At 54.6% G+C, this 18,894-nt stretch carries 19 protein-coding genes; 8 read left to right on the forward strand and 11 right to left on the reverse strand.

Going from position 1 to position 18,894, the window contains the following annotated elements; translation table 11 throughout:
• Positions 1–20: 20 nt before the first annotated feature.
• From KUC_RS13985 to KUC_RS13995, 3 genes are all read right to left on the reverse strand, one after another.
• Positions 21–779, reverse strand: coding sequence for a winged helix-turn-helix domain-containing protein (locus tag KUC_RS13985; protein ID WP_007113866.1), 759 nt, complete (start codon positions 777–779; stop codon positions 21–23).
• Between the two features lie 488 nt (positions 780–1,267).
• Positions 1,268–1,780 (reverse strand): retropepsin-like aspartic protease family protein, encoded by a 513-nt coding sequence (locus KUC_RS13990; RefSeq protein WP_007113867.1) that lies wholly within the window; start codon positions 1,778–1,780, stop codon positions 1,268–1,270.
• Between the two features lie 42 nt (positions 1,781–1,822).
• On the reverse strand, positions 1,823–3,190 hold the full coding sequence (locus tag KUC_RS13995) for an MFS transporter (RefSeq protein WP_007113868.1): 1,368 nt from the start codon (positions 3,188–3,190) through the stop codon (positions 1,823–1,825).
• Between the two features lie 205 nt (positions 3,191–3,395).
• On the opposite strand from KUC_RS13995, the gene KUC_RS14000 reads away from it, so the two are divergent.
• From KUC_RS14000 to KUC_RS14010, 3 genes are read left to right on the forward strand one after another with little or no spacing between them, the layout of a single operon-like run.
• Entirely contained in the window at positions 3,396–4,115 is a 720-nt protein-coding gene (locus KUC_RS14000; protein WP_244264804.1) for a substrate-binding periplasmic protein, read from the forward strand.
• Positions 4,116–4,121: 6 nt separating this feature from the next.
• A complete protein-coding gene (locus tag KUC_RS14005; RefSeq protein ID WP_244264805.1) occupies positions 4,122–4,877 on the forward strand; it encodes a substrate-binding periplasmic protein in 756 nt (251 codons plus the stop codon).
• The gene (locus tag KUC_RS14010; protein WP_007113872.1) at positions 4,877–6,166 is read left to right on the forward strand and encodes a GGDEF domain-containing protein; all 1,290 of its coding nucleotides are present in this window, start codon (positions 4,877–4,879) and stop codon (positions 6,164–6,166) included. The genes KUC_RS14005 and KUC_RS14010 overlap by 1 nt, the downstream gene beginning before the upstream one ends.
• Positions 6,167–6,205: 39 nt before the next feature.
• Here the strand turns inward: KUC_RS14010 and KUC_RS19705 are convergent, their stop codons facing one another.
• On the reverse strand, positions 6,206–6,352 hold the full coding sequence (locus KUC_RS19705) for a hypothetical protein (protein WP_167537994.1): 147 nt from the start codon (positions 6,350–6,352) through the stop codon (positions 6,206–6,208).
• A gap of 91 nt (positions 6,353–6,443) precedes the next feature.
• On the reverse strand, positions 6,444–8,069 hold the full coding sequence (locus KUC_RS14015) for a BCCT family transporter (RefSeq protein WP_040480927.1): 1,626 nt from the start codon (positions 8,067–8,069) through the stop codon (positions 6,444–6,446).
• A 282-nt stretch (positions 8,070–8,351) separates the two neighbouring features.
• Here KUC_RS14015 and KUC_RS14020 point away from each other — a divergent pair, with 282 nt between their 5' ends.
• A complete protein-coding gene (locus KUC_RS14020) occupies positions 8,352–8,723 on the forward strand; it encodes a hypothetical protein (protein WP_040480928.1) in 372 nt (123 codons plus the stop codon).
• A 47-nt stretch (positions 8,724–8,770) separates the two neighbouring features.
• Here the strand turns inward: KUC_RS14020 and KUC_RS14025 are convergent, their stop codons facing one another.
• The 6 genes from KUC_RS14025 to trmB form a co-directional block, all read right to left on the reverse strand.
• Positions 8,771–9,664 carry an AEC family transporter gene (locus KUC_RS14025; RefSeq protein WP_007113876.1) on the reverse strand — a complete coding sequence of 298 codons (894 nt, stop codon included), beginning with the start codon at positions 9,662–9,664 and terminating at the stop codon, positions 8,771–8,773.
• Between the two features lie 64 nt (positions 9,665–9,728).
• Positions 9,729–12,692 (reverse strand): bifunctional [glutamate--ammonia ligase]-adenylyl-L-tyrosine phosphorylase/[glutamate--ammonia-ligase] adenylyltransferase, encoded by a 2,964-nt coding sequence (glnE, locus tag KUC_RS14030; protein ID WP_007113877.1) that lies wholly within the window; start codon positions 12,690–12,692, stop codon positions 9,729–9,731.
• Positions 12,693–12,741: 49 nt separating this feature from the next.
• The gene (locus KUC_RS14035; RefSeq protein WP_007113878.1) at positions 12,742–13,113 is read right to left on the reverse strand and encodes a diacylglycerol kinase; all 372 of its coding nucleotides are present in this window, start codon (positions 13,111–13,113) and stop codon (positions 12,742–12,744) included.
• Between the two features lie 34 nt (positions 13,114–13,147).
• Positions 13,148–14,623, reverse strand: coding sequence for a D-alanyl-D-alanine carboxypeptidase/D-alanyl-D-alanine endopeptidase (gene dacB, locus KUC_RS14040; protein ID WP_007113879.1), 1,476 nt, complete (start codon positions 14,621–14,623; stop codon positions 13,148–13,150).
• Positions 14,624–14,632: 9 nt separating this feature from the next.
• Positions 14,633–14,962 carry a DMT family transporter gene (locus tag KUC_RS14045; RefSeq protein ID WP_007113880.1) on the reverse strand — a complete coding sequence of 110 codons (330 nt, stop codon included), beginning with the start codon at positions 14,960–14,962 and terminating at the stop codon, positions 14,633–14,635.
• Positions 14,959–15,624 (reverse strand): tRNA (guanine(46)-N(7))-methyltransferase TrmB, encoded by a 666-nt coding sequence (trmB, locus tag KUC_RS14050; protein WP_040480930.1) that lies wholly within the window; start codon positions 15,622–15,624, stop codon positions 14,959–14,961. The genes KUC_RS14045 and trmB overlap by 4 nt, the downstream gene beginning before the upstream one ends.
• Before the next feature lie 221 nt (positions 15,625–15,845).
• Here trmB and KUC_RS14055 point away from each other — a divergent pair, with 221 nt between their 5' ends.
• The 4 genes from KUC_RS14055 to KUC_RS20090 form a co-directional block, all read left to right on the forward strand.
• The gene (locus tag KUC_RS14055) at positions 15,846–17,729 is read left to right on the forward strand and encodes a beta-ketoacyl synthase (RefSeq protein ID WP_040481102.1); all 1,884 of its coding nucleotides are present in this window, start codon (positions 15,846–15,848) and stop codon (positions 17,727–17,729) included.
• Positions 17,726–18,220, forward strand: coding sequence for a pantetheine-phosphate adenylyltransferase (coaD, locus tag KUC_RS14060; protein WP_007113883.1), 495 nt, complete (start codon positions 17,726–17,728; stop codon positions 18,218–18,220). Before KUC_RS14055 ends, coaD begins: the two co-directional genes overlap by 4 nt.
• Before the next feature lie 74 nt (positions 18,221–18,294).
• Positions 18,295–18,543, forward strand: coding sequence for a YfhL family 4Fe-4S dicluster ferredoxin (locus KUC_RS14065; protein WP_040481104.1), 249 nt, complete (start codon positions 18,295–18,297; stop codon positions 18,541–18,543).
• A gap of 5 nt (positions 18,544–18,548) precedes the next feature.
• Positions 18,549–18,894: MATE family efflux transporter (locus tag KUC_RS20090; RefSeq protein ID WP_371827739.1), on the forward strand; the 346-nt coding region annotated here is incomplete at its 3' end.

Consider the following 18,894-nt stretch of genomic DNA (forward strand, 5'->3'; position numbering starts at 1 on the left):
GATGCTGTCCCTCTGGATGATCAACTGTCCTTGACGAAGAGATAACCTTTACTGCGCACGGTTTTGATCCGGTGAGGCTGATTAGGGTCATCACCAATTTTGGGTCGAATGCGCGATACGCGTACATCAATAGAGCGGTCTTGGCCGTCGTACTTAATGCCCCGTAAGTCGCTGAATATCTCTTCACGGGTGAGCACTCGACCTGCGTTACGACCGAGTAGCCAAAGTAGGTCGAACTCGGCGCTGGTTAAGTCAATGCGCTCACCCGAGAGCCAGGCTTCGCGAGTCGCGTTATCGATCTCTAGATTTTCAAAACGCAGCCGCATCTCGCCGTCTGGGGCAGGCCCGTCGGCGCGGCGCAGTAGTGCGCGCATACGCGCCAGCAGCACCCGCGGTTGAACCGGCTTCGGCACATAGTCGTCAGCGCCCATTTCGAGACCCAAGACCTGATCAAGATCGTCGGTGCGCGCGGTTAGCATCATGATCGGGCCTGCAAAATTGGGTCTAACGCGGCGACAAATCGCTAGGCCGTCCTCCCCTGGCAGCATCAAGTCTAAAATCACCAGATCAGGCTGTAGGGTTAAAATACGGTCGACACCTTTAGCACCGTCGGCTTCCAGCGTTACTTGGAAGCCGTTCGCTTCCAAGTAATCACGGGTAAGTTCGGCCAGACGCTGGTCATCCTCAATGATCAAAACATGATCCTGATCGGGATAGTCAGGCATTACAGACTCTTGCGACTCAAGTGCCTGAAATTGCTGTTCCAAATGATCTACCATCCTCTTTATACACTCCGCTTAGGCTGTTAATTTTTAACCCGCTCACCCGATATCAACGCAGGCGCCCCATGATTGACACTCAGGATAACTCAAAACCATCAAAACACCCGCTTCTGTCGTTACAATTGCGCGTATTGGCTGGTGCGCGTGGCAGGAAACTTGATTCCTCCTCAAGCAAGGACTAATGTGTTAACGCTAACTGTCGACAATTTGACAGCAGGAGCCTGCCATGGGAAGTAGCAAAACGAAAAGTGTCATTAAACGTGTTTACGTTCCAACTCAAGTGCGCGACCTACCCAATGGGGAGAAGTTAAAAATCCCGGGGCATTACAAGGCGCCACCCGGGGAAGGAAACGGCGCCATTGAGTAATGTATTATTAAGCAACTACTGCTAAAGCATATCAAAAAGGCAGACCTTCAGGGGTCTGCCTTTTTTTACCTAGCTGTTTAGCTCTTCATATCAATGACACATTCACAAGCTGAACTCACTACTTGGGAAGGCTCAACACCATCTCACCCGACTGTATTTCAATCGATAATAAATTCAGAAAGCTCATGCCGAGTAGCACAGTGTCGCGCTCCATGCCGGGGCTGATTGACCCCTGTACATTCTGCACTTTTAGCCCTCCCAGCGAAACCTCATCGAGTTCGGTTAAGGTACCTTCGACGCGGCCATTCGCTGTGTTGAACCAAGCGCTACGCCCAGGCTCGAGGCCTAGCTCGCTAGCCAATTCGGCTGGTATTGCTACATAAGTGGCACCAGTGTCGAGCAAAAAGGTCACAGGCGTGCCATTGATACGCCCCGGCGACTCAAAATGGCCAGCACGGTTACGCTTTAAGGTAACCGGTTCCCCCGCAGGCAGCGTATGCACAATATTCGCGTTGGGGCGCATCATCTCTTCCAGGCCACCATGAATCCACCAAGTGCCCACTGCCATTAACAGTATCCAAAACAGCAGCATCATAACGATGCCACCACGCTGGGCTGTTTGACTTGCCATGTGCGTTGCCATACTCCACCTCACTGAAGTCAGGGCGCCCTTTCAAGCCTTATGGTTGTTGATAGGGCTGGCTTCCCAGGCCAGCGCAGCCTCCCGGCCACGGCGCTCGTTGACCCTGGCGCAAATCAGCATCGCGATAACGAACAGGGCAACACATAATAGAATAGACGCTTGTAAGCCAATCAGCGTTTGCAACACCCCCAATAGGACGATGCCCAACACCCCCGCTAACTTATTAGCCAACCCCCAGAATCCAAAAAACTCTGCTGATTTTGCCAAGGGAGAAAACAACCCCACCAATGCCCTGCTTGCCGATTGACTCGAACCTAGGCTAAGCCCCGCCAGACAACCAACCACCAGAAATACGTGCTGAGCCTGCCACTGCAGGTCAAATCGCCCGTTTACCCATTGAGTCACCTCTGGCGTTGCCCAGATGGCAATTATCGCCAGCACCCATAGCGCCAGCGTCATTTGGTACGTCCGCTTGGCGCCTAGCTGATCCTGTATCCAGCCGAACCCCAGGGCACCCGCCGCGGCGGTGACCTGGACAATAATGAACATGATATTGCGTACGCTTTCATCCCAGCCAATTACTTGAGCACCATAAATAAAGGCGAATGCGATGATGATGTAGACACCGGCCATCGAGAATAGTAGCGAAATCAAAAACACGGTCAGATCTTTAAAATAGCGCAACTCATGAAAAGTGGTTGTGACGCGATTAAGAGCAATATGCCGATAAGAGACACCGCGGGGCTGGGGCGTACCGCGCTCCTTTAACCATAAAAAAGTAGGAATAGCGGTTACCAGAAAAAAGCCGGCAGCAAAGGGGCCTACCCAACGGATGCGTTCAAAGTTGTCCACGCTGGCCTCGCCTAACACCACTAAAGTAAAGCCCGCCGCAAACAGCCCGCCGATGTAGCCTAACGCCCAGCCAAAGCCGGAAATTTTGCCCAACGATTGCGGCGGCCCAAGCTCGGGTAAGAAAGCGGCTATAAACGACTCTCCCATGGAATAAGCGTAGTTGGACAGCACAATCAGTAACAGTCCGATGACGACATAGCCCGGCTCAACAAAATAAAGCATCGCCGTGGTGACCACGGTGGCAAGATAACTGATGAGCAGAAAACGCTTTTTCTCTGCCCGGTAATCCATCACGGCGCCGCATAGTGGCGCCGTGATCACCACCATCAGATAGCTAATCGCCAGGGCTAGGCTCCATAAGAAGTTGGCAAGCCGGAAGTTATCGCCCCGATCCCCCACAATGACAGTGGTAAATAGCTCACCAAATACCACGGTAATAATCAGTAGCGTGTAGGCTTGATTGGCAAAATCAAACATCGCCCAGCCGAGAATTTCTCGTCGCGATGCGTAGCCATCCGTCGCCTTAGCAGTGTTAGCAGGCAGCATTAGTTTTCTCTCACAGGGGAAGTCGTTAGCCTAGCAGGTGGAACCGGAACGACGCCACGGCTTGCGTTGGCAGATTAGAGGTGACAGCCGTCCAGCGTTGTTCTAAGTTTGATTGATTGATAAGTAATATGGATAGACTGCAATGGGATTAGCCCAGCCATCTCCACGGCGATTATATCGGCAACTATTAAACAGGTTGATTGCCGTGCTGTGCCTATGGCTGGCAATGGTTGCAAACGTACAGGCGGACTGGCCGGGCACCCTGGCACCATTAACCTTTATTACTGAAGAGTACCCACCCTATAACTATATCGATAATCAACAATTAACCGGTGAATCAATTGATTTATTGGAGGCTATTTTTGCTGCGACCAAGACGCCGCTAAGCCGCCATGATGTCCGCTACTACCCTTGGGTTCGCGGCTATGAGCTGGCGTTAAGTCAGCCTAATACAGTGCTATTTTCAACCACTCGTACCCCAGCCAGGGAGTCCAATTTTCACTGGGTGGGGCCGATTGCCCAAGATCGGGTGGTACTGCTAGCCCATCACGATGCACCGGTGACGATTGACTCATTGCCACAAGCGATTGATCAAGGCCTGAGCGTGGCGGTTATTAGGGAAGATATTGGCGCCCAGGCGCTACTGGAAGCGGGCTACCCTGAAAACCTGCTCGTACCCGCCATTGATAACCGCAGTGCGCTCAGTATGCTGACCCGTGGACGCGTTGATTTATGGGCTTACAGTGAAGATGTGGCTGCCTGGATAGCGGAATCCGAAGGTTATCCTAAAGATGATCTAATACCGATACACACACTCAGCGAATCTTCGCTATACTTTGCCATTAACCAAGCCACTGACCAACGCTTGGTAACGCTGATGCAGCAGGCATTAGACAGGGTGCTAGCAGAACGGCCCCAGAGGTAGTTGACTATGGCTAATGAGGTAACTCACCGATGGCGTCACCGCGTGGGCGTTGCTCTGCTCACAACTTTCAGTATTAGCACTCAGCCACTCCACGCAATGCCGCTAGGGGCTATAACAACAGAATCCCTGCCGCTAATTATCAACACTGAAGAGTACCCACCGTTCAACTATTCGGACGAACATGGGCAAATTATCGGCAGCGCGACCTTGCTACTACGTAATGCGCTACGCCAAGCAGACATTGAGGCTTATTTTCGGCTACTGCCTTGGGCACGCGCTTACACTGAAGCACGCTTCCGGGAGAATCACTGCGTCTACTCCACGACTCGCACTCCAGAGCGTGAAGCGCTGTTTCACTGGGTGGGGCCGCTGGCAGTTAATGATTGGGCCGCGTTTAGTTTGGCCGAGCGCGGGCTCAGCATTGCTTCACTTTCAGGGCTACACGCTTGGCGAGTAGGTAGCTTTCGCGAAGATGCCGTAGGCGATTACGTCGCTTCTCGTGGCATTAATGTTCTCCTTGCTCCCTCGGAGCGAGAAAATATCGCGCGTTTAGAGGCGGGCCTGCTTGATGTGATTGTGACAGGCAAAGCAACCGGTGAATTCATGGCACAAGAACAGGACATCGCGTTAGCGCATTTGTTTACCTTTTACCGCGCACCGCTTTATCTCGCCTGCCACCCCAGCGTTTCTGAAAGACTGCTGGCGCGACTGCAAACGCAGTTGGATGCCCTGCATCGCGATATGCGGGAGGAGAGCCTGTGATGAGCCCCCGTTCCCGATTTCCTCTTTCGGCCCCTGGCGCCGCGCCTAAAAAAGGCAGCCTGACCACTAAGCAAGCGCTACTCACGCTGCTGATCGCTATACTGATTAGTGGTGTAGCAGGCAGTATTGAACTCCTCAGCCACGCCACCAACATGCGCCAGGAAACCGAGCAACGTATCGCCCAGCAGTTGGCGGTTGTCAACGGTGCAGCAGCTGAAGCCGCTTTCCAGCTTAATCCCGATCTCGCCCATCAAATAGCCTACGGGCTTTTTAGCGATAATGAGGTTGCGCGGGTATCTATTCGCGACGATTTTGGCCGCTCGCTCGCTGAATTTGATAGCCCCGAACAGGCTGATTCGACCTGGCTCAGCCAGTATTTATTTGGCGATATATTGCACCATCAAACCGCCCTCGACTATTACATGGGCAGCGATATGCCAGAGGCGATCGTCGGCGAAATTGAACTGATGCTGGCAGAAGGTTATTTAACCCAGCAGTTCCTGGCGCGCATTTATACGGTGGTAGGGATCAGTATTTTAGAGACGTTTATTTTAAGCATACTGGTGATCGCTTTTTTCCATCTATTCATTACACGCCCATTGCTCAAAGTTCACGCGGCCATTATTCAAACGGATCCCAATCGCCCCGGCCAGTGGCCCAAGCCATCGTTGCGCGGCCACCAGCATGATGAACTGGGCCATCTAGTAGATAGTTTGGATCACCTATTAAAAGCGTTCCAGCAAGGCTTGGAGCAGCGCGACCAACTCCATCTTCTCTCTAACATGGATGGCTTAACGGGCGTGGCTAACCGTCGCCACTTTGATGAATTTTATCAGCGTCACTGGCACTTGGCACATCAAACGCAACAACCACTATCGGTGATTTTTATCGATATCGATAACTTCAAAGAGTTTAACGATCACTATGGTCATGCCATGGGTGACGATACGCTGCGGGCCGTAGCTAAAGCGCTCAATCAGTGTATTGACCCAGCCAGGGATTTACTCGCGCGCTACGGCGGCGAAGAGTTTGTTTGTGTACTGCCGGGCCAAGATCATGACGATGCAGTCAACGTTGCCAACTGTTTGCGCGAAGCCGTGTTGTCTTTGGCCATTCCTCACGCTTTTTCAAGCACCCACTCAGACCTCACCGTTAGTATGGGTGTTGCCAACATGTCTCCAGGCTTTTTAATTAGCGCTGAAGCGCTGATTGAACGCGCCGACCAGCACCTTTACCACGCCAAACGACTTGGCCGAAACCGGGTAGAAACACGCAAACGCCCGGCATAAAGCCAGGCGTTAAACACAAATATGGGGAGAGCCGGTGCGTTAGAGTAACCAGTGAGCAGCCACAGCGGCCAGACCAATGATCATCGCCGTTAGCACTGCCACTGTGACTACCCGATCAAGCCAGCGATCGAAGGTAATCCCCTTGGACTGCCTTCGCGTCGCTCCATGGCGCTCTTGTCGCGCCATTAGCATATTCGCTTCATGTGTTACTGCTCCCGAATTACCTTGCCCCGTCAAAGAAGGCTTGGTTACTTTTTATTAGTACTTGTTACTGATGCTAACTATTAATGCGCCGGTTGACTACACTCGGTGCACGGCGCAGACGCTCCTCCTCACCTAAAAGCTCGGCTTCAAAGGCATCGGCACCCACCGGCGTTTCGCCATGGCGACGATAAAGCTGCGTAAGCATGGCTTTGCGGTCTGCGCGTAGCTCCTGGACTAATACAAACACCATCATATACAGGATAAAGGTGAACGGCAGTGCCGAAAGTACCGATGCTGATTGCAGTCCCGTCAAACCACCCGAGGCAATTAGCGTCAGGCAGATAGCGGCTATCAGCACACCCCAAATGACACGCTTGTACAACGGCGGATTGATCGAACCATTATCGGTCATTTGCGCCACGATATACGAAGCCGAGTCAGCGGACGTGACCAAGAAAATAAAGATCAGCATCATTGCTACGACCGACAGCACGCCCGTATAGGGCATCAACTCAAACATCTCAAACAGCGCGACCGTTATATTATCCTGGGTCGCGGCAGCAAGGCCGATATCGGTGCCATTCAACTCCATATGCAGCGCCGCGCCACCGAATACGCCAATCCACAAACAGGCTAGCAGCGGCGGTACAAACAATACTCCAAACACATACTCTTTAATGGTACGGCCACGGGATACCCGGGCAATAAAGGTACCGACAAACGGTGACCAGGCTATCACCCAAGCCCAGTAGAAAATCGTCCAACTGCTCGCCCACTCATTATCACTATAGGGGGAAATGCGTAGGCTCATGCCGATAAAGTTCTGCAGATAGTCACCAATACCTACCGTGATGGTTTCTAATATCGCCACGGTTGGGCCAGTGAACAGCACATACAGCATCAACCCGATACATAAAATCATATTAAGGTTGGAAAGGCGTTTAATGCCCTTATCCAAACCCGACCAAGTCGATGCCATATAGGCGCAGAACATCACGAAAAGAATCACAAACTGCCAAAACCCGTTCTCCGGCAAGCCAAACACAGCGTTTAAACCGCCGTTCATCTGCAGCACGCCCAACCCAAGCGAAGTAGCGACACCCATTACGGTGGCAACCACCGCAAACACATCCAGCCAGGAAGCATAGGGGCGAATTTTAGGATTCTTAGCCGTTATTGACGACAGTACGGAAGAGACCAATCCGGCCTGCCCTTTACGAAACTGAAAATAGGCAATGATCAAACCGACGATCGAGAAGGCGGCCCACTGGTGTATACCCCAGTTAAAATAGCTGTATTGAATAGCGTAGCGGGCAGCCGCTTCGGTTTCAGCGGTTCTGTCGCCATAAGGCGGCTCGATGAAGTGAAACATGGGTTCCGCCATACCATAGAACACCAGCCCGACACCAAAACCTGCGGCTAGCAACATACTGATCCACGAGAAAAACGTATAGTTGGGCCGACTGTCCTGGGGGCCTAAGCGCACCTTGCCGTATTTACTCAGGGCCAAACCAAGCAGAAAAATCACAAACCCGAAAACCGAAAATAGATAAAACCACCCGAATAGCCCGGTAACAGTTGTCAGCGCTCCCTCTGCCGCGTTGGCAAATCCTTCAGGAAATGACGCTCCGACAATTACCAAGCCAAAAATAATCACCACTGATGCGATGAATACCGACTTACCTCCATGATTCGCCATATAACCGTCCTGTTAGATGAGCACTGTGTAGCTGAGTACTGTTTAGCTGAGTACTGTTTAGCTGAGTACTGTTTAGGTGAGTACTAAGCGCATGCTTGTACAATAATAATTGTCGTGTACAGCTTAATGGTAACAGTTGAAAAACCTAATCGCATGTACGTAGAAAATGTACGTAGAAACTGTCACCTAGAGAATAACGATCCTCCAGCCCGTTACTGCCAAGCAGTGAACTTGCTAGAGAAACTGTGTTCCAATGGGTGTGAATAAACGATGGAGGCTCTCATGCCACAGATGAATCGCGACCAACGCAACGCTGCATGGCAAGCGGCTAATCAATGGCGCGCCCGTGCTGCGCAAACTCAACCCACCGGGCTGGCGGGCAACCTGAAACTGCTATTCACATGGCTGGCGTTTGGCGCGTTAATGATAGTCGGCGTGGTACTCGGCCTGTTTTTCTTACTCATTGGCTGGGCAATGATGCCGTTTGTGCGCCATAAAATGAAAAAGCGTATGGAGCAGGTGCGCGCTCAGCAGGCACAAGATATCGGTGGTGGCTATTCTCACGGGCATGCTTCCCCGCATACGTCTGCGCCAAGCCGTCCAGGTCATCAGGACGTTTTAGAAGGTAGCTATGAAGTTAAAGATGATCGTTAATAAAGCATTCAGTCACTAATTTGTGACACCTAGCACTGTATATTTTATTACAGCGGCGCATACACCCAAGTAAATGCCGCGGCCAAGGTTAGCGGCATAACGACCAGACTCCCCAGGTTGCCAATCAGCACTAGCGAAGCCACTTTTTGTGGTGCTAGCTTGTACTGTTCTGCGACCAAATAATTCAACACCGCAGGTGGAAGCGCCGCAAACACCAGCAGCACCGCCGCCTGCAGCGCATTAAGCGGCAGCAGCCACATCAACGGCAAGGCAATCACTAATCCGGAAAGCGGGCAAAGCACCGCTCCCAACATCCCCGTACGCCAATCGCTAAAATCAATCTCCAGCAGCCGCACCCCTAGCGCAAACAGCATAAGCGGAATACATACTCCGCCCAGCATGTGCATCGCCTCCAGCAGCCAGCTAGGCAGCGGTAGACCACTGATATTCACCGCTAATCCCGCCAGACTCGCTAGCACAATCGGCATGCGCAGCATTCGCCATAGCGAGGTGCGCGGATTAAGCATGTAAAGCCCCACCGAAAAGTGCAGCAGCATTTCAACGATAAACACCACCACCGCCGCGGGAAGCGCCTCAGCACCAAATGCCAACACCAACAGCGGCACGCCCATATTGCCCGCATTGTTGAACATCATCGGGGGTAGGAAAATTTTGCTATCCAGCTTTAGCCATTTAGCCAGCGGCCACAGCACAACCCCCGACCCCAGCACCACCGCTATCGCCGCCGTGGCAAGCCAGGCGTATTCGGCTAACGGCGCTTGTCGGTCAGCCAACACGGCAAATATCAGTAGTGGAACGAACAGTTCCATATTGAGCGTATTAAGACTACGAATATCCGGCGTACGATAGCGCCCATAGACGGCGCCACTGCCAGCGATCAAAAACACCGGCAGTAGCGTGGCCAGAATATGTCCAATCATACGGGCCTTCCCGCCTTGCTCCCTGGCATCAAGGTTTCTACCTGTTTTATGTGACTAGTTATTATTAGCTGGCCGATGGCTCAAGAAAGCGCTGCCAGAGCGCGGTGACTATATCGCGATGGGCACGAAACTGCTCACCATCGCTGAGCGCTTTTTCACCGGTGAGCGCCGCTCGGTGCGTAGCGCTGCGATATGCTAGATAAGCCTCACGAAGGCGTTCCGCCTCTTCAGCAGGTAAGTGCCCACTCTCGGCAAGACTCTCTAGAATGCGAATATTATCACTGTAGGTGAGTAACGCAGGCGTTTGGTGAGCAAGCGCTAACACCGCGTATTGGCAAAGAAACTCGATATCCACCATGCCCCCAGCATCTTGTTTGATGTTGAAGGTAGTGCTGGTGGTTTTACTGCCCAGATGGTCACGCATTTTGTGACGCATCTTAACCACCTCTTCGCGCAGCGCAGCTTTATCTCGCTCACCGCCTAAAATATCACCCCGCAACTGACTAAACCTCTCGGCCAACTCATCGCTACCCGCCACCACTCGGGCGCGCACCAATGCCTGGTGCTCCCAGGTCCAGGCATTCTGACGCTGATACTCCGCAAAGGCTTTAAGCGATGTGACCAACAGCCCGGAATTTCCCGAAGGCCGCAGGCGCATATCCACCTCATACAGTGTACCGGTAGGCGTTACCGCGGTGAGCAGGTGAATAATGCGCTGACCCAGACGGGTAAAAAACACCGGTGTATCAATGGGCCGTGGGCCGTCAGTAGTGCCTTGTCCATCGCTATCGTGAAGGAAAACCAAGTCTAAATCTGAGCTGTAACCCAGCTCAATACCCCCCAGCTTGCCGTAGCCGATAATCAGAAATTCAGGCTCGCGGGCATTCAGCCCCTCCGGAACGCCATGCTTGCGGGTAATATGCTTCCACGCCATCGCCAACACGGCATCGAGAATGACTTCGGCGATAAAGGTTAAGTAATCACTTACTTTCATCAGATGCCGAGTACCGACGATATCCGATGCCGCTACGTGCAGCGTTTGAGCGTGTTTAAAAACGCGTAGCGCTTCTAACTGGGCCTCTTCATCATCCTCTGGCAGGCGGTTCAGTGTTTGGCGCAGTTCATCAGCAAGGCGCACTTTATCGGCGGGGGTATACAGCGTTTCTGGCGTCAGCAGCTCGTCGAGCAGAATGGGGTAGCGCGACAGCTGCTCGGCTATCCATGGGCTGGGGGCACATAGGCGCATCAAGTGTTCAAGCGCCTGGGGGTTTTCACGCAGCAGCGCAAGGTAAGCCGTACGCCGCAGCACGGCTTCAATCAGCGGCTGCACCCGTTCAAGCGCGGTATCCGGAGCCTCATTGTCCGCCACGGCGTCCAGCAACAGCGGCATCAACGCGTCCAGGCGCTCATAGCCAATACGCTGCATGCTTTGCACTTGCCGAGAATGATAAAGGCTATGCAGCCGCTTCAAGGCTTTTTCAGGCTCGTTAAAACCCGCCTCGGCAAGGTGCGCTGTAGCCTCCGGCACCTCTAACTCACCGCGCCAAATAAGCCGCCACTGGCCCAAGCCAAGCTGGCTATCATCGTTGGCTTCGTCGACATCCTCTTCGGGGTCGGCAATCACCGCGTCAAAGTGCTGGCGTACCCGCTCGCGTACTTCGTCAAGCTGGGCGACCAGTCCTGGCCAGTCTTCATGGTTCATGGCGAAGGCGACCCGCTCACGATCACCATCATCGCTGGGCAGGGTTTGTGTCTGGCGGTCTTCCAGCGCTTGGAGTGCGTGTTCGACATCGCGCAGAAAAGCGTAATCCGGCAGCAGTTCATCGACCACTTCTTGGGGTAAAAGGCCTAGCTCGGGCAAGCGATTGAGCGCAGTTTTCAGCGCTGTGACCTGCAACTCCGTATCGCGGCCACCGCGAATCAGTTGGAACGCTTGCACCACGAACTCAACCTCGCGAATGCCGCCGGGGCCAAGCTTGATATTGCTCTGCATCCCTTTACGCTTCACTTCGCGATTGATCATCGCTTTCAGTTCACGCAGCGACTCAATGGCGCCAAAATCGAGATACTTGCGATATACAAAGGGGCGCAGCCCAGCCAGTAGTTCGTCGCCCGCGTCGAGATCCCCCGCCACCGGGCGCGCTTTCAGCATCGCGTAGCGCTCCCACTCTCGACCTTGATCCTGGTAGTAGCTGGAGAGCATGGCAAAACTGCCCACCAGCGGCCCGCCATCGCCTAAAGGCCGCAAGCGCATATCGACACGGAAGGCAAAGCCGTCGGCGGTCATGGCATCCAAGGCGGCGATCAGCTTTTGCCCCAGCTTGGTAAAGTACTCCTGGTGCTCTAAGGGCTTGCGTCCACCTTGGGTTTCGCCTTTTTCGGGAAAGGCAAAAATCAAATCGATATCGGAGGAGAGGTTCAACTCCCCAGCACCCAGTTTGCCCATCCCCAGAATCACCAGACGCTGGGGCGTGCCGTCTTTGCGTGGGGCAGGTAAGCCCCAACGCGGCGCGTAAAACTGCTCAAGCCAAGTTAAAGCAGCTTCTAAACATATTTCGGCAAGTTCTGAAACCGCCTTGGCGGTATCCCACATGCTATGGCCGGAAGCACGGTTAAGGTCACGCCAAACAATACCCAGCATGCGCTTACGGCGAAAACGGCGAATCGCCCGCTGCATGGCAGCTTCATCCTCGGCACTTTCAAGCGACTCATTCAGCCAACTGGCCAGCTCATCGCGCCCTGGGTTTGCGTCCAACTCTCCGACTATGTCCAGTTCAGCTAGCCAATGGGGGTGGCGCACCAGTGTATCCAGTGCAAAGGTCGAAATGGCCAGCACTCTAGCCAGGGCTTCGCGGCGCTGATCAGAAAGCCCCTGCCAGCTACTGGAAGGGAGCTCTTGCTTGGTCATCTCGGCGACATTGTCGGCTTGAGCAAGCGCCTCAATTAGCCGCTGCCAAGCGGATTGAGTGGCTTTTTGTAACGACGCTGGCAGCGTCGACAACGGTAAAAAATCGTCGTTCACTTGCATATCTACCTCGCTGCCATGCGCGTTAAAAAAAAATGGTTTTAAAACAAGCTTAGCTAAAGAATTTTTCCCAGCCCAATAGCCCCCAGGTAAGACCGGCCATAATCAGCGACAGCATTACCGCCGCCGAACCAATATCCTTAGCCCGCCCTGAAAGCTCATGGTGCTCGGTCCCGATCCGGTCAACCACGTTCTCAATCGCACTATTAAGCAGCTCCACTATCAGTACAAAAAACAGGCTACTCACTAGCAGCAGCCAACTAATGGGGCCTTCACCGATCCACCAAGCAAGCGGCAGCAACACCACCGTAATGCCTACCTCTTGACGGAAAGCCGCTTCGTTTCTAAACGCCGCTTTCAAACCTTTCCACGAATAGCGCGTGGAGTGAACCAAATGTGTTAAACCGGTATGCCCAGGTTTCATGCAGGTCGCCTCACCTTGTGAGCGTGGAGTTTGTTCAGTTGGCTAATATCATTGCTTCCAGATCCAGTGACATCGGATCCAGCACCTCAGACCAGCTTAAATAAGGCGTACTGCTGTTACCATTGACCATAACGCTAAACACCCCCCAGCGCCCTTGCGCGGTGCGAAAATAGCCCGCTGCTGCGCGGACGGCAAAGGGTTGGTTAAGCGTCCCGGTTTTGATCATGACATTGCTTTGAAACGTGGAGGAGCCTCGCCGAATAAAGCGCATTACCCCGTTTGCTGGTGACTGAAAGGACGCCACGAAGCTTGGAAACAGGCTGCTTTGACGAAACATGTCTTCCAGCATCACGTTAATGCCCTGAGCCGATGTGCGGTTTTCAGTGGTCAGCCCGCTGCCACTATACAGCGTTAACGGCCCGTGCCCTGGAAGATTCTGGGCGTAAGTTTCAATCGCCTGGCCTGCTTGGCGTAGCTGCGCCTGGGGCGTATCGACTAGATTTAGCGCCAGCACATCGGCCATGTAGTTATTGGAGTAGTTCATGATACGCAGCAAAAGCTCTTGCAGTGGCTGGCTATCCACCGCTGCTAGGCGCTGGGCGCTGCTGGGCGGCTGAGAAGAGCTAACGCGCCACGGTTCGCGCACCTGAATACCCGCCTGATTCAACATGCCCATCAACACTTGTGCGGTTGTTTCAGCGGCATCTCCCGCGCCACGATAAACATCTCGGGCAGTGGCGTTGGTCGAAATCTGCCCTGTCAGACGCATCACGTCGCCGCGTGCATCGGTGATACGCTCAGCGCTAATCTCAGTACCGCTATTGGCTGGGCGAGTGACTACCTGGTTATCAATGGTGATCAGCGACGTCTGGCTATCGCAAAGCCCCACCTGGGCAGGAGCCCCTGCGCTAGCGGCAGGGGCGACATTGACACACCAACTGCCGAAGTTAACGCCAGCCGAAGAGAGCGGCGCGCTATACGCATTGGCGACCCGATTGAGCGCATTGCAGCGGTCGGTTGTAATGCAGTCCACCGATCCAAAGCGCCACTGGCTAACCACCAAGGCACCCTCTACCTCACGCACCCCGGCTAAGTGCAAACGCTGTACCAGACGCCACAGGTTTTCAGTGGTGAGGCCTGGGTCACCGCCGCCCTCAAACACCAAATCGCCGCGTAGCACACCACCCTCGACTCTGCCCGCGCTGACCAGTTGACTGGTAAAGCGGTGCTGGGGGCCAAAACGGTTCAGCGCCGCCGCCGATAAGTAGGCTTTAGTGACCGAAGCGGGCGACAGCTGGCGGTCCGGGGTTATACTGCCCAACAGCGCATTGGCGCCTGCGTCAGCATCCAAAAGGCGTGCTTCGGCGCTAATCGAAAAACCTTTGTTCTGCAGCTGGCCCAGGCGATTGAAATCGGCGAACAGGCTGGTGCTGGCACACAACGCCAGTGTGGCTATACCTGTCACCAGCGACCAGCGCTGCCTACGCTTAACAGCAAAAAAACACCCCATTACAGTTCCTCAATGCAGATTCATTTTAGAAAACACTTGCAGCATGACGACACCCGCTACTATCAAGCTAATCCCCACCACCGCTGGTAAATCGGGCTTTTCACCGAATATCACTATGCCGACTAATGTAACAAGTACAATGCCCAGACCCGCCCAAATCGCATAGGCGACCCCCACTGGCAGCGTGCGAAGCACTAGGCTGAGCAAATAAAAAGCCACCCCATAGCCAACTACCACCACCAAGCTGGGCAGCGGGCGCGTAAACCCCATGGAGGCTTTTAAAGCACTCGTGGCGATCACTTCGGCCACTATCGCCAGCACCAGATAGACAAACGTCATTTTCGCTCCAAATCAACGCATAAACGCCACAGTGCTTGGCCACTTCGAGCATACTTAGCCTCGAACGGTGTTAAATAGTCGTCTTTAGGCGCAATTTCAGTCACCGCTGCCTGCTTACCGGTGACCTGCGCCACCGCCAAGGCAAACTCTTCAACGTAGAGTGACCAGTTGGAGCGCAATTCAAGGCACCCTCCAAGCGCCAACAGTGTGGGTAAAACCGCATGCCCATGCCAGCGCATTTTTAGCTGCCCCGACTTGGGATAAGGATTGGGATAAAGCAGAAAGTGGTACTCTGGCGCCCAGCCAGCTTGATAGGCCAAACGCCAAAAGTCGACAAGATCGGCCCTTACCAGCAGCGCATTGTCAGGCAACTTGCCGTGATCCCGCCCCAGGCGATCCTCGCTACGATCAACGCCAATCACCGCATGGGCGGGGAACTGCGCCGCCAGTTGGCGTGTCGATATCCCTACGCCACAGCCTGAATCAAGTATCAACGGTGCTTGACGGCTAGCTAACCACTCAGCCGCCAGGGCAAAATTACCCTGCGTGTGTGCGGCGATCGGTTTACGCAGTGGATGGGTCAGCGCGCGATTTACTCGACGGGCCAAATCCTGGTGCGGGCCTGGCTGATTAGACGTCACTGTTCGGGAATTATGCTGCATGCCATCACTCGGCTGAAAAGCGTAATTCTATCAGTCTCGAACGCTTGCGGCATGACGGCGTTGCACAGCCGGTGCTATGATCACGCCTGACGTGCATATTAGCGTACTCATTAAGCGCATAGTCCTGGGCATCATATACCTAGTACTGTTGCCAATAATTGTTATTACCACCACCGCACCACGAGGAACCCGGCTTGTCACACTTACCGGTGATTGTCGGCATGGGCGGCATCAATCCCGCTGGCAGAACCTCTGGCCATCAGGCCTTCCGCCGCACCGTGCTTGATGCCCTTCCTGCTGACCAGCAACGCCAGACACTGGAAGGCTTGGCGGCGCTTATGCGCCTAGTAGAGCACTCCGAAAAGGGGTGGCACGACAGCCAAGGCCAACCCGTAGATGACCCAGCGCAGTCGCTGCGTGATCAGGTGTTGAACCATACCCTGATCCGGCGCAATGAAGACCCGCGCTTTCTTGACCCTGGTATGCCGTCTAACCGGCAGGCCAGCATGCAGTTGGCCGAGCCGATACGTTTTACCTTGCGCCGCCGCCAGCTGCCTGAAAATCTGCCTGTGGATTGGCAGGTGCGCGATATTGATGCCCACGAGGTAGAAGTGAGTGTACCTGCAGGAGTTCTGGAGGTTCTGCTACCCGACGCGCAGTTGCCCAAAGTACGCGCGGCGGCTCAGCTACCCAGCGGCTTCGACCCCGCGAGCCTCTACCGCAGCGTCCACCACCCCCGCGGCCTATCGCTGGCGGTGTTTGGTGCCAGCGACTGCCTGGGTGCCAGCGGTCTCTCCTGGGAGACGCTGCGTCAGCAGTTGAACCCCGATCACATTGCCGTGTACGCGGGTAACTCAATTGGTCAGTTAGACGATCAAGGCTGGGGCGGCTTACTGAAAAGCCTGGTGAGTGGCCAGCGCGCTACCTCCAAGCAGATGCCGCTGGGCTATGGTCAGATGCCTGCCGACTTTTTGAATGCCTATGTGCTGGGCAGCGTGGGCGGCACCGGCGCGGCGCTAGGCGCCTGTGCCAGCTTTCTCTATAACCTGCGCCTGGGTATTGACGATATTCGCGCCGGACGCCGTCGTGTGGTGATGGTGGGTACCGCAGACGCGCCGATTACCCCAGAAATTATCGAAGGCTTCCGGTCCATGGGCGCGCTGGCTGACGACGCTGGCCTGAAAGCCCTGGATGCGCTTGAGCTGCTTACCGACAGCGACTATCAACGCGCCTGCCGTCCGTTTGCGCGCAACTGTGGCTTTACTATGGCGGAAGCCAGCCAGTTTGTGCTACTGATGGACGATGCACTGGCATTGGAAGTCGGCGCGGATATTCTCGGCGCAGTGCCGGATGTGTTCGTCAATGCCGACGGTTACAAGCGCTCGATCTCGGCGCCGGGCATCGGCAACTACATCACTCTCGGCAAGGCGACTGCGTTGGTGCGCGATATGCTAGGTGAAAAAGCCCTTAAAGAGCGCAGCTTTTTGCACGCTCACGGCACCAGCACGCCCAAAAACCGCACTACCGAATCCCACGTGTTCGACGAAATCGCCCGCGCCAACGGTATTAACGACTGGCCGGTAGTGGCGGTTAAAGCCTTTATCGGCCACTCCCAAGGCTCCGCGGCGGGCGATCAGTTGGCGAGCGCCCTAGGCAGTTTTGCCCACGACTTGCTGCCAGGTATTCCCACGCTTGATGCGGTGGCTGATGATGTCTATGCCGAACGGCTGCGCTTTTCACAAACGGCGCAAACTTTTCGTGCGGACGCTGCCTTTATTAATGCCAAGGGCTTCGGCGGCAACAACGCCACAGGTGTGGTGCTTTCGCCTGCGGTGACCGAGCGCCTGCTGACTCAACGCCACGGCGCGGCAGCGGTGAGCGCCTGGAAAACGCGTCGCGAAACCACCCGCGAAGTGGCAGCGCGCTACCTTGCCCAGGCAGACCATGGTCACTACGCCCCACGCTATCAGTTTGGTGAAGCGGTACTCGAAGGCCCAGAGCTGGATATTCATGCCGACCGCATCCATATCCCTGGTTACGCTCAGGCCGTCTCATTAACCAGCGATAACCCGTTTGGCCGTCTGGACGAGGAGAGCGAGGAATGACCACGCGTAAGCTGAATATCGCCGTTTACCCCGGTACCTTCGACCCCATCACCAATGGCCACTTTGACCTGATCGAGCGCGGTGCGCGGATGTTCGACAAAGTGGTCATCGCCGTGGCAGCAAGTCCAGGAAAAAGCCCCCACCTCGACCTGGAAACACGCATGGCGCTGGCGAAAACGGTCTGTGCGTCGCTGCCCAACGTTGAGGTGATCGGCTTCTCGACCCTGCTCACTACCATGATGCATGGGCAGGGCGCGACGATCATTCTGCGCGGCCTGCGCGCGGTCTCCGACTTTGAGTACGAGCTGCAGTTGGCCAATATGAATCGGGCGCAGAACCCAGAGCTGGAAAGCGTGTTTTTAACACCCGCGGTGGAAAATTCGTATATTTCCTCAACCATCGTGCGTGAGATTGCCAAGCTGGGGGGCGATATTTCCCCCTTGGTGCATCCACAGGTCGCCGAAGCGCTGCGTAACCACTACACTAGCTAGCCAACGCTATTGTTGAGTAAAATACTCAGGTAATGAGATAGCCTGGGTGCGAACGCCATCCGCGAGGTATGCCCATGGCCCTGATGATTACCGACGAATGCATTAACTGCGACGTCTGCGAGCCCGAATGCCCCAATGATGCTATCTCCCCCGGCGAGGAGATCTACGTCATTGACCCTAACCTATGCACCGAGTGCGTCGGTCACTACGACGAACCTCAGTGCCAGCAGGTCTGCCCGGTGGACTGCATCCCGCTTGATCCAGAGCGCCACGAAAGCCAAGATCAGTTGATGAAGAAGTACCGCATCATTACTGCTGCATAAGCTTAATGAAAATCTGGGCGCTCGCCTGGCCAATTATCCTTTCTAATATCACCGTCCCGCTGCTCGGGTTGGTGGATACCGCTGTGGTCGGGCATCTGCCCGACTCCCGCTACTTAGCCGGCGTTACCCTCGGCGCCACGCTGTTTAGCTTCCTCTACTGGGGGTTTGGCTTTTTGCGCATGGGCACTACGGGGCTAGTCGCCCAAGCCATGGGGCGCGAGAGCGACACAGACGTTCGCAACCTGCTGGGGCAGTCGTTGATCATGGCACTGGTGATTGGCTGCCTGCTGATTGCATTTTCCTCGCCGCTGATTACGATGGGTTTGTGGCTGTTAGATGGCAGCGAGGGAG

It is taken from the genome of Vreelandella boliviensis LC1 (assembly GCF_000236035.1).
Taxonomy (GTDB): domain Bacteria; phylum Pseudomonadota; class Gammaproteobacteria; order Pseudomonadales; family Halomonadaceae; genus Vreelandella; species Vreelandella boliviensis.

What these genes read in the sequence shown, in the direction of transcription:
- KUC_RS19705 (WP_167537994.1), bottom strand. Translation starts at nt 6,352, where the DNA reads ATGGCGCGACAAGAGCGCCATGGAGCGACGCGAAGGCAGTCCAAGGGG.
- KUC_RS13990 (WP_007113867.1), bottom strand. Translation starts at nt 1,780, where the DNA reads ATGGCAAGTCAAACAGCCCAGCGTGGTGGCATCGTTATGATGCTGCTG.
- KUC_RS14005 (WP_244264805.1), top strand. Translation starts at nt 4,122, where the DNA reads ATGGCTAATGAGGTAACTCACCGATGGCGTCACCGCGTGGGCGTTGCT.
- KUC_RS14020 (WP_040480928.1), top strand. Translation starts at nt 8,352, where the DNA reads ATGCCACAGATGAATCGCGACCAACGCAACGCTGCATGGCAAGCGGCT.
- KUC_RS14045 (WP_007113880.1), bottom strand. Translation starts at nt 14,962, where the DNA reads ATGACGTTTGTCTATCTGGTGCTGGCGATAGTGGCCGAAGTGATCGCC.
- KUC_RS14015 (WP_040480927.1), bottom strand. Translation starts at nt 8,069, where the DNA reads ATGGCGAATCATGGAGGTAAGTCGGTATTCATCGCATCAGTGGTGATT.
- glnE (WP_007113877.1), bottom strand. Translation starts at nt 12,692, where the DNA reads ATGCAAGTGAACGACGATTTTTTACCGTTGTCGACGCTGCCAGCGTCG.
- trmB (WP_040480930.1), bottom strand. Translation starts at nt 15,624, where the DNA reads ATGCAGCATAATTCCCGAACAGTGACGTCTAATCAGCCAGGCCCGCAC.
- KUC_RS13995 (WP_007113868.1), bottom strand. Translation starts at nt 3,190, where the DNA reads ATGCTGCCTGCTAACACTGCTAAGGCGACGGATGGCTACGCATCGCGA.
- KUC_RS14065 (WP_040481104.1), top strand. Translation starts at nt 18,295, where the DNA reads ATGGCCCTGATGATTACCGACGAATGCATTAACTGCGACGTCTGCGAG.
- KUC_RS13985 (WP_007113866.1), bottom strand. Translation starts at nt 779, where the DNA reads ATGGTAGATCATTTGGAACAGCAATTTCAGGCACTTGAGTCGCAAGAG.
- KUC_RS14035 (WP_007113878.1), bottom strand. Translation starts at nt 13,113, where the DNA reads ATGAAACCTGGGCATACCGGTTTAACACATTTGGTTCACTCCACGCGC.
- dacB (WP_007113879.1), bottom strand. Translation starts at nt 14,623, where the DNA reads ATGGGGTGTTTTTTTGCTGTTAAGCGTAGGCAGCGCTGGTCGCTGGTG.
- coaD (WP_007113883.1), top strand. Translation starts at nt 17,726, where the DNA reads ATGACCACGCGTAAGCTGAATATCGCCGTTTACCCCGGTACCTTCGAC.
- KUC_RS14055 (WP_040481102.1), top strand. Translation starts at nt 15,846, where the DNA reads ATGGGCGGCATCAATCCCGCTGGCAGAACCTCTGGCCATCAGGCCTTC.
- KUC_RS14025 (WP_007113876.1), bottom strand. Translation starts at nt 9,664, where the DNA reads ATGATTGGACATATTCTGGCCACGCTACTGCCGGTGTTTTTGATCGCT.
- KUC_RS14010 (WP_007113872.1), top strand. Translation starts at nt 4,877, where the DNA reads ATGAGCCCCCGTTCCCGATTTCCTCTTTCGGCCCCTGGCGCCGCGCCT.